At 34.6% G+C, this 14310-nt stretch carries 12 protein-coding genes; 2 read left to right on the top strand and 10 right to left on the bottom strand.

The window, feature by feature from the left end:
- Positions 1-135: 135 nt before the first annotated feature.
- Positions 136-2751, bottom strand: coding sequence for an ATP-dependent chaperone ClpB (clpB, locus tag NJT12_RS17380; RefSeq protein ID WP_271337197.1), 2616 nt, complete (start codon positions 2749-2751; stop codon positions 136-138).
- A gap of 208 nt (positions 2752-2959) precedes the next feature.
- On the opposite strand from clpB, the gene ytxJ reads away from it, so the two are divergent.
- A complete protein-coding gene (gene ytxJ / locus NJT12_RS17375; RefSeq protein WP_271337196.1) occupies positions 2960-3349 on the top strand; it encodes a bacillithiol system redox-active protein YtxJ in 390 nt (129 codons plus the stop codon).
- Between the two features lie 61 nt (positions 3350-3410).
- Here the strand turns inward: ytxJ and NJT12_RS17370 are convergent, their stop codons facing one another.
- Together NJT12_RS17370 and NJT12_RS17365 are read right to left on the bottom strand one after the other, a co-directional pair.
- A complete protein-coding gene (locus NJT12_RS17370) occupies positions 3411-4580 on the bottom strand; it encodes a hypothetical protein (protein ID WP_271337195.1) in 1170 nt (389 codons plus the stop codon).
- On the bottom strand, positions 4577-5575 hold the full coding sequence (locus NJT12_RS17365; RefSeq protein ID WP_271337194.1) for a DUF2157 domain-containing protein: 999 nt from the start codon (positions 5573-5575) through the stop codon (positions 4577-4579). Before NJT12_RS17365 ends, NJT12_RS17370 begins: the two co-directional genes overlap by 4 nt.
- A gap of 225 nt (positions 5576-5800) precedes the next feature.
- Here NJT12_RS17365 and NJT12_RS17360 point away from each other — a divergent pair, with 225 nt between their 5' ends.
- On the top strand, positions 5801-6862 hold the full coding sequence (locus NJT12_RS17360; RefSeq protein WP_271337193.1) for a pectate lyase family protein: 1062 nt from the start codon (positions 5801-5803) through the stop codon (positions 6860-6862).
- A 72-nt stretch (positions 6863-6934) separates the two neighbouring features.
- Here NJT12_RS17360 and argH read toward each other — a convergent pair whose 3' ends face one another.
- From argH to NJT12_RS17325, 7 genes are all read right to left on the bottom strand, one after another.
- Positions 6935-8215, bottom strand: coding sequence for an argininosuccinate lyase (gene argH / locus NJT12_RS17355; RefSeq protein ID WP_271337192.1), 1281 nt, complete (start codon positions 8213-8215; stop codon positions 6935-6937).
- Between the two features lie 210 nt (positions 8216-8425).
- Entirely contained in the window at positions 8426-9496 is a 1071-nt protein-coding gene (locus NJT12_RS17350) for a M20 family metallo-hydrolase (protein WP_271337191.1), read from the bottom strand.
- 209 nt (positions 9497-9705) lie between these two features.
- Positions 9706-10479 carry an acetylglutamate kinase gene (argB, locus tag NJT12_RS17345; protein ID WP_271337190.1) on the bottom strand — a complete coding sequence of 258 codons (774 nt, stop codon included), beginning with the start codon at positions 10477-10479 and terminating at the stop codon, positions 9706-9708.
- A gap of 82 nt (positions 10480-10561) precedes the next feature.
- Complete coding sequence (locus NJT12_RS17340; RefSeq protein WP_271337189.1) at positions 10562-11509, bottom strand: N-acetylornithine carbamoyltransferase; 948 nt, start codon at positions 11507-11509, stop codon at positions 10562-10564.
- An 84-nt stretch (positions 11510-11593) separates the two neighbouring features.
- Entirely contained in the window at positions 11594-11983 is a 390-nt protein-coding gene (locus NJT12_RS17335; RefSeq protein ID WP_271337188.1) for a GxxExxY protein, read from the bottom strand.
- Positions 11984-12091: 108 nt separating this feature from the next.
- Positions 12092-12853, bottom strand: a complete 762-nt coding sequence (gene proB, locus NJT12_RS17330) for a glutamate 5-kinase (protein WP_271337187.1) — start codon at positions 12851-12853, stop codon at positions 12092-12094.
- 172 nt (positions 12854-13025) lie between these two features.
- A complete protein-coding gene (locus tag NJT12_RS17325; protein WP_271337186.1) occupies positions 13026-14219 on the bottom strand; it encodes a glutamate-5-semialdehyde dehydrogenase in 1194 nt (397 codons plus the stop codon).
- Between the last annotated feature and the right edge of the window lie 91 nt (positions 14220-14310).

Here is a 14310-nt window from a genome sequence, read left to right as displayed (position 1 = left end):
TAGAAAAGTTTATAGAAGACCATTTTAGCCCAAATTTACATTTTTCAAGAAACACTCTGTAAATCTACTAGTATAATAAAAGAAAGAGGTCGTCTTTTCAGACAACCTCTTCCTTAATATTAAAAACCAAATAAATTATTCTTCAGTATGTGGATGATTATGAGTCTGGTTTCTGAAAACCAATTGCCCATCAAAAGCATCTAATAAAATGATGCTGTCTGTAGTAATCTTTCCTGCCAAAATTTCTTTCGACAATTGATTCAGCACTTCTCTTTGTACCACACGTTTTACAGGTCTTGCACCAAATTGAGGGTCATAACCTTTGTCTGATAAATATTTGATAGCTTCTGGTGTAGCATCCATGACAATACCTTGTAAGGCAAGCATTTTTGTAACACTCTTAAGCTGTAAACTAACAATTTTAGAAATATTCTCAACTGTTAAAGGTGTAAACATTACAATTTCGTCGATACGGTTTATAAATTCCGGACGAACTGTTTGTTTCAACAATCCTAAAACTTCAGCTTTTGCAGCTTCTGTTGCAGCTTCGATACCTCCTTTTAAATTCTCAAATTTCTCTTGTATAATCTGACTTCCCATGTTGGATGTCATGATGATAATTGTATTTTTAAAATCGGCCAGACGACCTTTGTTATCTGTCAAACGACCTTCATCCAGCACTTGTAATAAAATATTAAAAGTATCAGGATGCGCTTTTTCGATCTCATCTAATAAGATTACAGAATACGGTTTTCTACGCACGGCTTCAGTCAGCTGACCTCCTTCGTCATAACCTACATATCCTGGAGGCGCACCTACTAAACGACTCACACTGTGACGTTCCTGGTACTCACTCATATCAATACGCGTCATCGAATTTTCATCATCAAAAAGATATTCGGCCAGGGCTTTTGCCAGCTCTGTTTTACCCACTCCAGTTGTTCCTAAAAATAAGAACGTTCCAACTGGTTTTTTCATATCCTGTAAACCTGCGCGACTTCTACGAACGGCATCACTTACGGCTTCAATGGCTTCTTCCTGCCCTACTACACGTCTGTGCAATTCATCTTCAAGATGCAATAATTTTTCTCTCTCAGTCTGCAGCATTTTCATCACAGGAATACCTGTCCATTTTGCAACAACTTCGGCAATATCTTCTCTGGTCACTTCTTCTTTAATCAAAGAATGTCCGGATTGGTATTCATGTATTTGTTTTTGTAAAACTTCAAGACGCTCTTGCGCTTCTTTTATTTTTCCGTAACGAATCTCGGCTACTTTTCCGTAATCACCATCACGTTCTGCGCGATCAGCTTCATTCTTAAAGTTTTCAAGTTCTAATTTTACTGCCTGAATTCCATCTACCACATCTTTTTCAGATTTCCATTTCGCGTAGATTTCATTTCGTTCTTCTTTCAGGTTAGCCAGTTCCATTCCTAAAACTTTGAGCTTGCTTTCTTCCTTCTCACGTTTTATGGCTTCAATCTCAATTTCCAGTTGCATTATTTTTCTATCCAGAACATCTAATTCCTCAGGTTTTGAATTGATTTCCATACGTAATTTAGAAGCAGCTTCATCCATTAAGTCAATCGCTTTATCCGGTAGGAAACGATTGGTAATATAACGTTGAGAAAGCTCAACAGCTGCAATGATCGCTTCGTCTTTTATCTGAACCTTATGGTGTGTCTCATACTTTTCCTTGATTCCACGTAAAATTGAAATCGCACTTTCTGTATCCGGCTCATCAATTATAATTTTCTGGAAACGGCGTTCAAGCGCTTTATCTTTCTCAAAATACTTTTGGTATTCATCCAGAGTCGTCGCTCCAATCGCTCTTAACTCTCCACGAGCCAATGCCGGTTTTAGGATATTGGCAGCATCCATAGCGCCTTCTCCTCCACCTGCACCTACAAGTGTATGAATCTCATCTATAAACAAAACGATATCACCTTCGGCAGCTGTAACTTCTTTTACAACTGATTTTAATCGTTCTTCGAATTCCCCTTTAAATTTTGCACCCGCAATCAATGCACCCATATCAAGCGAAAACACAATTTTATCCTTTAAGTTTTCCGGCACGTCACCATTAACGATTCTTCGCGCCAAACCTTCGGCAATTGCAGTTTTACCCACTCCGGGCTCACCAATTAACATTGGGTTATTCTTAGTTCGACGTGTCAAAATTTGTAAAACACGTCTAATTTCTTCATCTCGTCCAATAACAGGATCTAATTTTCCTGTACGTGCTAATTCGTTTAGGTTTTTAGCGTATTTATTTAATGAATTATAATTTTCTTCAGCAGAAGCTGATGTAACTCGTTCACCTTTGCGAAGTTCTTCGATCGTAGCTTTAAGCCCTTTTCCTGTAACTCCCTGATCTTTTAAAATCTGAGAAACTTTACTTTTTGAATCGAAGATTGCCAAAATTAAATGTTCGATAGAAACATATTCATCGTTCATTTTTTCAGCTATAATCTCTGCTTCATTCAACGCTTTGTTTGCATCTCTGGAAAGTAAAATATCACCTCCGGAAACTTTAGGAAAGCTCTGAATTGTACTGTCTAGTATTTGTAAAAACAACGGAACATTTACATTTAGTTTTTTCAAAATAAAAGGAGCTACATTTTCATCTACTTCAAAAATAGCTTTAAAAATGTGTTCGTTTTCTATTTGCTGCTGTCCGTTGCGTTGTGCCAATTGCTGTGATAGCTGTATGGCTTCCTGCGACTTGGTTGTAAATTTATTTATGTTCATATGTATACGATTTATGGTTGATTATCAGTTATACTATTTGATATCATTAAAATTACGATTTATTGGGTTAAATTTTTAACTTAAAATGATATAACTTTGCTTCAGATTATTCAAATTATATTCCATACTAAAAAAACAGACAAAATGGCATTAAACATTGATGTTTAACTCATTTTTAACGCCAAAAAGTCATTAAACACGTCAAAATATGAGTTTTTTAAATTCAATCTTCGGAAATTCAGACAATACAGACTCTCCAAAAAGTAATGTAAACTGGACCGAATTAACAGATATAGCACAATTAATGGAAATTGCAGCCATTTCAAATGAAAAGCCGGTTATCATTTTCAAACACAGTACACGATGCAGCATTAGCCGAATGGCTTTGAAACAATTTGAACGTGAATTTGATTTAAATGATACTGTTGATGCTTATTTTCTCGATTTGATCGCACATAGAGATATTTCGAACGAAATTGCAAGCAGATTTAATGTATATCATGAATCCCCGCAACTAATTCTCATCAGAAATGGAAAGGCAGTTTATGATGTTTCTCACAGTGATATTGATGCTGTGGCATTAAAAGCTAAGATATAATATTTTTCTCACATATTCAAATGTTTTTAAAATCATTAAATATGTGAGAAATTTTGTTTCCTTAAAAAGTTCCTTCTGAACCTCCTCCACTAAATCCACCACCACCATAATTCATAGGCGAATCTGGAGCTTTTGCTTCTGGCTTCATGCCAAATGCTGAGGCAACAATTAAAGCTTCGGCATTTAAAATTGCATAAGAATTATTAATTCTGTCCGGTTTAAATGTCAATCCTGCTTCATTATCTTTTAGTTTTCTAATCGAAAAGTAAGCCAGCGCAAATAAAACTAATCCGCCAAGGGTTAATGCTACTTCTATTGGTAAAACAGAGTAATAATATCGGATTGTATAGATGGAAAAACCTATGGCTAAAAAACTAATCCAAAGCATGATTCTATCCTTTGTCTTTAAAGCCTGAATCAAATATAAAACCGGAACAATAAAGGTAAAAGCATAAAAGAAAAAAGAAAAAGGAATATCTTCTCCAGGACGTACTTCACTTCCTAAAAAATCAATAGAAAGTTCTCTTACTACCAAATAATTACAAGAAAGATAAAACAATACCAAACAGAAGGTATTGGCTAATAAAAGACCTTTGCAATAATAACTTTCTTTTAGATTGTTAAGTATTCTTTTAGTAAAAAAGTAAAAACCTGCCGAGATTAACATAGCTGCAAATGGTAAAATCATTTCTCCGATGCTGCCCAGCTCAAACATTCCGTAAAATAAAACTGCTGACGCCGCCAAACAGAAAACCAATAAAGACAATAAATGCAAATATCTTCTGTACATAAAAAAAGAAGCTACGGCAACAAAAATTGCAACTTGTATTTCATAGCCCTCTGTAGTTATAGCAATAGCAACTCCTACATTTAAAAGAGCTCCCAAAATAAAAGCATCGTCTAAACCATGTTCGTAGTATTTTTGCTGGGCAAGAAACTCCGCTCCTGCAAAGCCAACAATAGCAAAAAGATAACAGCAAATTTCAGAAAAAGAATGTTCATTAGTAGTAAATCCCATTAATGCAATTACACCACATATTGAAAGGTACAAGAATGCTCCCAAGAGAAAAAATCCTATCCGAACTAAAATATTACTTTGTCTCTTAAAAGCCGGCAACTCTTTTTTTATAAAAACTTTTTGTTCCTTGCTGATAAATCCAGCTGCCTCTAATGAATTTGCTTCTTCGACTAAAGTCAAATTATCTAATAAATTTTTATCGTATACTATCATGCTGCAATTTCTTTATTGAAGGTTTTAATCAATTTTATAAACATTATTATAGAACCTATAAAATATACAGGAAGAATTAAAATTAATAATTGCCAAAAATCAGAGAAATCGACAGCTTCGCAAAGCCTGAACAAAAAGATATTTAGACCAATATAAGCGTAAATGATCATAAATACATACAATGACATTGCCTTCATTTGATGACTTACTTTATAAAAGTAGAAAGAAGAACCAGCTAAAATGAATGCAAAAACGATCCAAATACCGTAATAATAATATATTAAATTATTGATTGACGCAATACTTATTATATGCAATGCAAATGTGAGGTAGATAATCTTAAAATGTGTTTTTAACTGAATTTTTGAACTATAAATGGTCCACAAAATCAATAATCCACCTAACATAACTGCAGAATAACCTAAACTTTGTCCTGAATAAAAACGACTGTTATTTAGTAAATCCTGAGGAGTAACCGAAAGTCCTACGTAGGCTGCCAAACCAGTGATTGCAATCGCTAAAACACTTTTATTATCAAAATAATAAGCGCAGAAGAAACTGACGACAGTTGGAATTAATGTCGCTAAACCATAATGAGTTCCGAAAGCTTCATATTGAAACTGCAAATAGCCTATAAAAACACATGTTAGAATATTAGCTGCTAAAACCAGATATTCTAAAACCGGATGTTCGAATGCAGTCTCCTGTTTTTGAAATCCTTTTGAATTTTTAAAACAGAAATAAAAGCAAACTACGATAACAATTAACAATAGTGAAAGAATTGCAATATGCCCAATACTGTCAATATTATTATAAATTAAAACTCCAATTCCTGAAGTAAATAATAAAACGGACAAATAAAGAAACAACTTCAATTCTGCATTTAGCGAGAAAATATTCAAATTGCGATAGGACGTTATTTCCTCATATTGATTTTCTGTTATAAGATTTCTCTCCAAGAGCGCTTTAGTAGCCTGATCATCAAATTTATTCATATTTATATTTGTAAACGTACAAATCAAAAATAGTCTTTTTTTTGTTTGAACAGGGCCTTAAGAGTAAAAATATACTTACTAAAACATTGTTTCATTTTACTTTAATCAAATGTCAATGTAATATTTTTGCAAAACAATTGTTTATAAACTTTATTAAACTAAATTCGTGTAATCGATTACATTTAACTATCTAAATAAAAAAAACCACAAAAACTAACTTATAAAATGAAAAAAAATCTCTTTTTACTCTTTCTGCTATTGAGCATAACTAATCTTTTTGCTCAAAACTATTGTATGCAATCGCCGGAAGGTTTTGGTGCCGCAACTACCGGAGGAGGAACTGCAACTCCTGTTACAGTGACGTCTTACGATGATTTGCTGGCAAAAATTAAATCAAATTCACCAGAAGTAATTTTAATTTCAGGAACAATTACAATTCCCGGCGGAAAACCTATCCAACAAATAGTGACTAATAAATCAATAATAGGATTACCGGGCGCAAGGCTTGTAAATGAAAACCAATCGAACCCGGGAGCAGGAATTTTATACTTGAAGTCGGGTTCTGATAATGTCATTATAAGAAATTTAATTTTTATTGGCCCTGGTGCTTATGATATTGACGGACAGGATAATTTGACAGCAGATTGCAGGAATCTTTGGGTAGATCATTGTGAATTTCAGGATGGTCAGGACGGGAATTATGACAATAAGGGAAAAACAGATAATGTGACAATTTCGTGGTGTAAATTTACGTATTTAAAAGGACCAAAATCCGGTGGTTCAGGCGGAGCTGATGATCATAGATTTAGTGATCTCATTGGCTCAGGTAAAAATGATTTTCCGGCTGATGGTCATTATAGCATCACTTTTAAAAATTGTTACTGGGCAGACGGCTGCAAACAAAGAATGCCTCGTGCCCGAAATGCAGAAATTCATATTCTGAATTGCTACTATAACACGTCAGAATCTGGCTCTTTGGCTATTGGTTTAGGCGGAGGTGTTAAAAATGCAACTTGTTATGTTGAAGGTACTGATTTTGCACAAGTAGATAAAGTGTTTAGAGACTACATCAGTACAGATGGTGGAACTGTTGGAATCGCATTCTCTAATTGTCGTAAAGCTCCAATGGATTTTGGTACACCAGTAAATAAACCGGATTATAGCTACACCACTATTCCTCTTGGAAAAGTAGAAGAATATGTAGCCAATACATCTTGTGGCGCGGGGGCAACACTTCAGGTAAGTGCTGCAGGTATAATATCCAGTTCCTGCAATAATAAAAGCTAATTAAAACTTATTTATACAAAAAAGCCGATTTGTATCAAGTACAAATCGGCTTTTTTGTTGTTGAAAATACTTTTAAAAAGCTGCTTTCATTTTATCTTTGATAGCATCTAAACATAAATTATTGATACTTCCTTCGTGCGTGTGTTTGGTTTCTTTAGGAGATTGATATGTTCCGGCTTCCAATTGTTCTGCAACGGCTTTATATGCGTCTCTAAACGGCATCCCGGCAACTACCATTTCGTTTAGTGTATCTACTGTAAACAGATAATTGTATTTTTTATCTTTTAGAATATTATCTTTTACTGTAATGTCTTTTACGGAGAAAATTGCAATATCTAAACAAGCCTTTAGGTTTTGAAGCGCTGGAAACAAACCTTCTTTTAAAAGCTGTAAATCTCTGTGGTAACCACTTGGTAAATTATTCGTGATTAAGGTGATTTCGTAAGGAAGCGCCTGAATCTTGTTGCATTTTCCTCTGATTAATTCAAATACATCAGGATTTTTCTTGTGCGGCATAATGCTGGATCCTGTTGTAAGATGTGCCGGCAAACTGATAAAATCAAAGTTTTGACTCATATACAAACAAACATCCATAGCAAATTTTGACAAAGTTGCTGCAACACTGCTCATTGCAAATGCGACTGTTTTTTCTGCTTTTCCGCGACTCATTTGAGCTGCAACTGCATTAAATTTTAAGGTTTCAAATCCTAATTCCTGGGTTGTAAAAGTTCTGTTGATTGGGAACGAGCTTCCGTATCCTGCAGCTGAACCTAATGGGTTTTGATCTACAATTTTTAAAGCTGCATTTAACATCGTTACATCATCGATAAAACTTTCGGCATAAGCAGAAAACCACATTCCGAATGACGATGGCATGGCAATTTGCAAATGCGTATATCCCGGCAATAAAACATTTTGATGTTTCTCTGCAGATTCCATCAATAAATCAAACAATGTTTTTACTTGTTCTTTTAAAGCTTTTAATTCATCTTTAAGATATAAGTGAACATCTACCAGGACCTGATCGTTACGAGAACGCGCCGTATGGATTTTCTTTCCTGCATCGCCCAATTTTACAGTTAATAAATATTCTATCTTGGAATGTACGTCTTCGAAACTGTCTTCGATTTCGAAATTTCCAATCACAATATCAGCTATGATTTCGTTTAAAGCATCTACTAAAGAAGTAGTTTCCTCCTGAGTCAATAAACCAATTTGCCCAAGCATTTTAGCGTGTGCAATAGAACCTAAAGCATCATATTTTGCGAGAACCAAATCAAGTTCACGATCGTTTCCTACTGTAAAATGCTCGATTTGTTTGTCTGTTGGTATTCCTTTTTCCCAAAGTTTCATAACTTAGATTTTTAGACTTCTTAGATTATTTAGATTTTTAGACTTCCTAGATTATTAAATCTTATAAAGTGCATATTTTCTAATTTATTCTAATGTCATTGTTTATACTGATGGTGTTTCTAGCCCCGATAGCAGTGGAAATCCTTTTATTTTTTTCTTTAAAAAAATAAAAGATTGGAACGGATAGCGGGAAATAGCTCCTAATTAATATTATAGTTTAAAGAAATCTGTTAGTATTTTGATATACAAGTCGACCCCTTCTTCGATTTCGTTGATAAAAATAAATTCGTCTGCTGAATGTGACCGCAAGGTTTCGCCTGGTCCTAGCTTTAATGACTGACAGCTCAAAACAGATTGATCTGAAAGTGTTGGCGATCCATATGTTGTTCTTCCTAAAGCGATTCCCGCTTGTACTAAACCGTGGGCAACCGGAATAGACGATGCGTTTAAATGCATTGACCTTGGCGTTACTTCGGCATTTACATTGGCTTTTACAACTTCAAGGATTTCAGTGTTTGAATAACAATCATTGACACGAATATCAACTACCAAATCACATTCTGATGGTACAACATTGTGCTGTTTTCCTGCGCTGATTTGTGTTACGGTCATTTTTACAGGACCTAAAACATCTGATATTTTATCGTATTTATAGTTTTTAAACCATTCCATTACCGGAATTGATTTATAAAGCGAATTGTCCTCATTTTGGTGTGCAGCGTGGCTTGCTGTTCCTTTTACTTTTACGTCAAGAACCAATAAACCCTTTTCCGCCACAGCCAATTGCATTAAAGTCGGTTCGCCAACAATTGCGCAATCTAGTTCAGGCAAATGTTTTAAAACGCTGTTTAAACCGTTTTTACCGCTGCTTTCTTCTTCTGCCGATGCTACAATTACAAGATTATGTGATAAATTCTGATTCTCATAAAAGTGAACAAAGGTTGCCAATAAAGAAACCAGACATCCTCCGGCGTCATTGCTTCCTAATCCGAATAATTTGCCATCTTTTTCGATAGCTTTAAAAGGATCGTTGGTATAGGCCTGATTTGGTTTTACAGTATCGTGATGTGAATTTAGTAAAAGTGTTGGTTTATTCTCGTCGAAATATTTATTGAAAGCCCACACATTATTATTTTCCCTCTTAAAAGGAATTTCATTCTGATTGAACCAATTTTCGATTAAAAGTGCTGTTTGGTCTTCTTCACTTGAAAATGAAGGGGTTTCAATCAGGCTTTTTAATAATGCTATGGCTTCTTTTGTAAGCGTTTGTATATTTTTCATAGTGTGTAGGTTCTCTGCCACGAAGGCTCAAAGTCACAAAGTTTTTTATTGATTCTTTTGATCAATTTTGCGACCATCTAAATTTGCGCAAATTTCTTAAATTAATATTTAAAATGCCTTGCGTAAGGCTATTTTTTTGCCACAGATTAAAAGAATTTTTACAGATTTTTCTAAATCATTTTAATCTTTTAATCTCTGGCATTCTCTTTTTATAACGTAATCGTTGTGTGCGGAATATCTGGATTTTGAAGCATTTTGTGATGCCCAATTTTGATTTTCTGAACGCCTCTTGATAAACTATTGAAGCAATTATCCAGTTTGGGAATCATTCCGGAATGGATTACTTTTTCGGTTTTAAGTTTATTATAAAGTTCTTCATTGATTTCTGTTATTACAGAGTTATCATCTTCTGAATCTTGCAAAACTCCTTGTTTTTCAAAACAGTATGTTAGCGTAACATCAAAAACTTCAGACAATGCAATGGATAGTTCGCTTGCAATGGTATCGGCATTTGTATTTAATAACTGTCCGTTTTTATCGTGTGTAATGGCGCAGAAAACAGGAATTATCCCTGCTTCAAGCAATGTTTTTAGTAAACTTGTATTGACTTGTTTTACATCGCCTACAAATCCGTAATCGATCGTTGGGTGATTTCGTTTTGTCGATTGAATCAAATTTCCGTCAGCTCCTGAAAAACCAATTGCGTTATTGTTTTTTGCCTGCAATTGCGCCACAATATGTTTATTAATTTGTCCGGCATAAATCATTACCACAACATCCAGCATTGGAGCATCAGTAATTCGGCGTCCGTCAATCATTTGAGGAACCAAACCAATACTTTGAGCCATTTTTGTAGCTGACTTTCCTCCTCCGTGAACTAAAACTTTATAGCCTTCGATTTTAGAAAAATCAGTTAAGAATTGTTCTAACTCGGTTGGATTATCGATTATGTTTCCACCAATTTTTATTACGGTAACTTCCATTTTTCTTAAGGTTCTAAGGTTCTAAGGTACTGAGGTTCTAAGAAACTTAGCATCTTAGCAACTCAGAACCTTAGCGACTTTATTACAATTTCTTTAAAATCTTTTGTAAAACTAATTGTGCTGAATACGTTCTGTTATTCGCTTGCTGAATTACGATTGAATTCTCACTATCAATAACTTCATCAGTTACAATTACGTTACGACGTACAGGAAGACAATGCATGAATTTTCCGTTATTGGTCAATGCCATTTTTTCGGCTGTTACTGTCCAGTTTGGATCTATGTTGGTTACTTTTCCGTAATCGTTGAAGTTACTCCAGTTTTTTACGTAAACGAAATCGGCATTTTCGAACGCTTTATTTTGATCGTATTCGATTTTGCAATCTTTTGTGATTTCCGGGCTTAGTTCGTAACCTTCCGGATGTGTGATTACAAAATCCATGTCTTTTTGCATTTGCATCATTTCTACAAAGGAATTTGCCACTGCCTGAGGCAACGCTTTTGGATGTGGTGCCCAAGAAAGCACTACTTTTGGCTTGTGTTTCGTTTTGTACTCTTCCATTGTAATCGCATCTGCCAATGATTGCATTGGGTGACGAACGGCACTTTCCATGTTTACAATTGGCACTGTCGCATGTTTCAGAAATCCTGAAATTACCGTTTCGGCATAGTCTTTTTCTTTGTCTACTAAACCTGCAAAAGCACGAATGGCAATAATATCACAATATTGAGATACTACTTCTGCAGCTTCTTTGATGTGTTCTGAAGCGCCGGAGTCCATAATGGCTCCGTCTTCGAATTCTAATGTCCATCCCTCATTGGTGAAGTTCATCACCATAACATTCATCCCTAAGTTTATAGCCGCTTTTTGAGTACTCAAACGCGTTCTTAAACTAGGATTGAAAAATAACATTCCTAAGGTTTTGTTTTTACCTAAGGCTTGATTTTTAAGTGGGTTCTTTTTGATTTTTAACGCACTTTTTACCCATTTTGATAATGAGTCGATATCTTGTATTGAAATATAATTCATGTCTTTTTGTATTGTGTTATTTAGACGCGGATTAAACTGATTCGCTAAAGCGAAGACGCGGATAAAAACTGATTTTTTCTTTTTTTACTTTCTAATTTTTCTGTTATTTTCAAAAACTTTCCGTTTGAATTCCGGTTTCTTTCCAAAATTCAGGAGTAAACCGACCTCGCAATTTGTTCCTCTTAAATAATTTAAAATTTGGTTTTCGAATGCCGGAGCAATGCTATCAGCCACTTTTAATTCAAGAATAACTGAATTTTCAACAATTAAATCTGCATAATATTCTCCCACTTCAATTCCTTTATAATAAACTTCTATTTTTCTTTGAGCTTCAACATTTAAACCTTTACTTTTTAATTCCAAGTACAGGGAATTTAAATAAACCTTTTCTAAAAATCCATATCCTAATTCATTATAAACTTCATAAAAAGTTTTAATAATGACATCCGTTAACTCTTGATGCAATAATTTCATAATTTCAAAAATTTGAATGAAATACACTACATATTAATCAAGCACAAATATAAAAATCCGTTTTTATCCGCGTTTTCGCAAAGCGAATCCGCCTCATCCGCGTCATAATCAGACTATTTTTGTAAACGCAATTTCATTTTGCAATGCTTTTAAAATAAAATTATCATTTAATCCGTTGACAATCCAGGTTTCGATGTTGGCTGCTTTTGCAATTCCGGCAGCTTCTATTTTCGACTGCATTCCGCCTGTTCCGTGTGATGATTTTGAATCTCCAATTTCTTTTTCTAATACTTTTAGATCATTTACTACTCTAATCGTTTCAGGGTATTCATCATTGAAAGAATCTTTGGTATAAATTCCGTTTGTATTGGTCGCAATAATCAGAATATCAACTTTTAGCAGCACTGCTGTTAAAGCCGCTAATTTATCATTATCCCCAAACCGAATCTCATCTGTGGCAACGGTATCATTTTCATTTATAATCGGAATGTAATTGTTCTCAACCAACACATTAATCGTATTGACAATATTTACTTTCGACTGATCTTTTTCAAAATCTGAATATGAAAGCAGACATTGAGAAGTCAACAGGCCTAAGTCGCTGAAGTTTTCATGGAAGATCCTCATTAAATGTGGTTGTCCAATCGAAGCCAAAGCTTGTTTTAACGCAATTTCTTTGCCTTTACTTTCAAGTTTCACAAATTGCTTGGCGGCTGCGATTGCTCCTGAACTCACGATTACAAACTCGTAATCTTTGTTGAGAGCGGCGATCTGCATACCAATATCCTCGATCTTTCCCCGCGAAATATGATTGGTTTCTTTGGTTAAGGTATTACTTCCTATTTTTAATAAAATCCGCTTTTTTCCCATGTTGTTATTTTAACCCCGATGTTTTTTTAACCGCAAAGTGCGCAAGGTTTTTTTATATTGTTTGTGTTTACAAACTCTAAAGTTCGCAAAGCTTTGTCTTTAATAAATTCCAAAATTTAAATTCCAATAATCAGAAATCAGAAATCGTAAATCTATAATCTGAACTCTAAAATCACCTAATTTGCCCATCTCCGTAAACATACCATTTGTTTGTTACAAGATGCTGTAAACCAATTGGTCCGCGTTGATGTAATTTATCGGTGCTTATTGCTAATTCTCCGCCCAGACCAAATTGTCCTCCATCGGTAAAACGTGTCGATGCATTTTGATAAACGGCAGCAGTATCAACAGCATCCATAAATTTCTGTGCTGCTTTGTCGTCTCTGGTAATTATTACCGCTGAATGTCCTCCGCAATATTTGTTGATTTTATCAATTGCATATTCGTCAGAATCAATTGTTCCAATTACAATTTTATAATCCAAAAATTCTTCGTACCAGATATCTTCGCTTTGAAGTGTTTCTGTATCTTCAAAGTTTTTCAGAGATTCATCAACAATTACTTCTACATTATACTCTTTTAATTCTTCGATTAAAATTGCTGTAAAACCTTCAAAATTTGGTAATTTAGAATCTATTAAAACTTTATCAACTGCATTACAAGCTGAGATTTTAGATGTTTTCGCGTTCAAAATTACTTTTAAAGCCAAGTCTGTATCAGCATCTTTATGAACGTAAACAAAATTATTTCCGCGTCCGCTTACAATTACCGGGCAAGTCGCGTGTTGTTTGACAAACTCAATTAATTTTTCTCCTCCTCTTGGAACAATTAAATCTACTTTTTGAGTTGGTTTTTCTAAAAAAGCCTGCGTTTCTGCACGGGTATAATTCAAATACTCTACCCAGTCTTTCGAAACTGCATTTTCCTGTAAAGCCTCGTGCCATAAATCAACAATCTTTAAATTGGATCTCAAAGACTCTTTTCCTCCCTTTAATAAAATCTTATTTCCGGATTTAAAGGCAATTCCTCCCGCTTCGATTGTAACGTCTGGACGAGATTCATAGATAATTAAAATTGTACCAAAAGCTGCCGTTTTATTAATGACTTTTATTCCGTTATCATGAACAAAATGAAAACGCTCAACTCCAACAGGATCTTCCTGAGAAGCCAATTGTTTTAACGATAAAATCATCTCGTCGACTTTTTTATCATCTACTTTCAGGCGTTCTTCCATCGCTAAATCTGAGCCATCATAGGCTAGCAAATCCTCTTGATTGGTAAGAATAATTTGGCTCCGCTCCTGCTCTACCAGTTTTGCCATGGAGTGCAAAACCAGATTGCGTTTTTCTATTGATAATGGATTCATAATTTATAGTTGGTTGTTTTTTGGTTGCTTCTTTTTGATTGAAACTTATATATACCTAACAGGTTTTGAAAACCTGTTAGGATATTGAAAT

It is taken from the genome of Flavobacterium azizsancarii, assembly GCF_027980145.1.
Taxonomy (GTDB): domain Bacteria; phylum Bacteroidota; class Bacteroidia; order Flavobacteriales; family Flavobacteriaceae; genus Flavobacterium; species Flavobacterium azizsancarii.
This window is presented reverse-complemented; position numbering and strand designations above follow the sequence as displayed.

Excerpts from the sequence above, each read along its gene's own strand:
- NJT12_RS17350 (WP_271337191.1), bottom strand. The coding sequence starts at position 9,496 with ATGAAAAATATACAAACGCTTACAAAAGAAGCCATAGCATTATTAAAA.
- NJT12_RS17370 (WP_271337195.1), bottom strand. The coding sequence starts at position 4,580 with ATGATAGTATACGATAAAAATTTATTAGATAATTTGACTTTAGTCGAA.
- NJT12_RS17365 (WP_271337194.1), bottom strand. The coding sequence starts at position 5,575 with ATGAATAAATTTGATGATCAGGCTACTAAAGCGCTCTTGGAGAGAAAT.
- NJT12_RS17335 (WP_271337188.1), bottom strand. The coding sequence starts at position 11,983 with ATGAAATTATTGCATCAAGAGTTAACGGATGTCATTATTAAAACTTTT.
- NJT12_RS17325 (WP_271337186.1), bottom strand. The coding sequence starts at position 14,219 with ATGAATCCATTATCAATAGAAAAACGCAATCTGGTTTTGCACTCCATG.
- NJT12_RS17360 (WP_271337193.1), top strand. The coding sequence starts at position 5,801 with ATGAAAAAAAATCTCTTTTTACTCTTTCTGCTATTGAGCATAACTAAT.
- proB (WP_271337187.1), bottom strand. The coding sequence starts at position 12,853 with ATGGGAAAAAAGCGGATTTTATTAAAAATAGGAAGTAATACCTTAACC.
- clpB (WP_271337197.1), bottom strand. The coding sequence starts at position 2,751 with ATGAACATAAATAAATTTACAACCAAGTCGCAGGAAGCCATACAGCTA.
- ytxJ (WP_271337196.1), top strand. The coding sequence starts at position 2,960 with ATGAGTTTTTTAAATTCAATCTTCGGAAATTCAGACAATACAGACTCT.
- argB (WP_271337190.1), bottom strand. The coding sequence starts at position 10,479 with ATGGAAGTTACCGTAATAAAAATTGGTGGAAACATAATCGATAATCCA.
- argH (WP_271337192.1), bottom strand. The coding sequence starts at position 8,215 with ATGAAACTTTGGGAAAAAGGAATACCAACAGACAAACAAATCGAGCAT.
- NJT12_RS17340 (WP_271337189.1), bottom strand. The coding sequence starts at position 11,509 with ATGAATTATATTTCAATACAAGATATCGACTCATTATCAAAATGGGTA.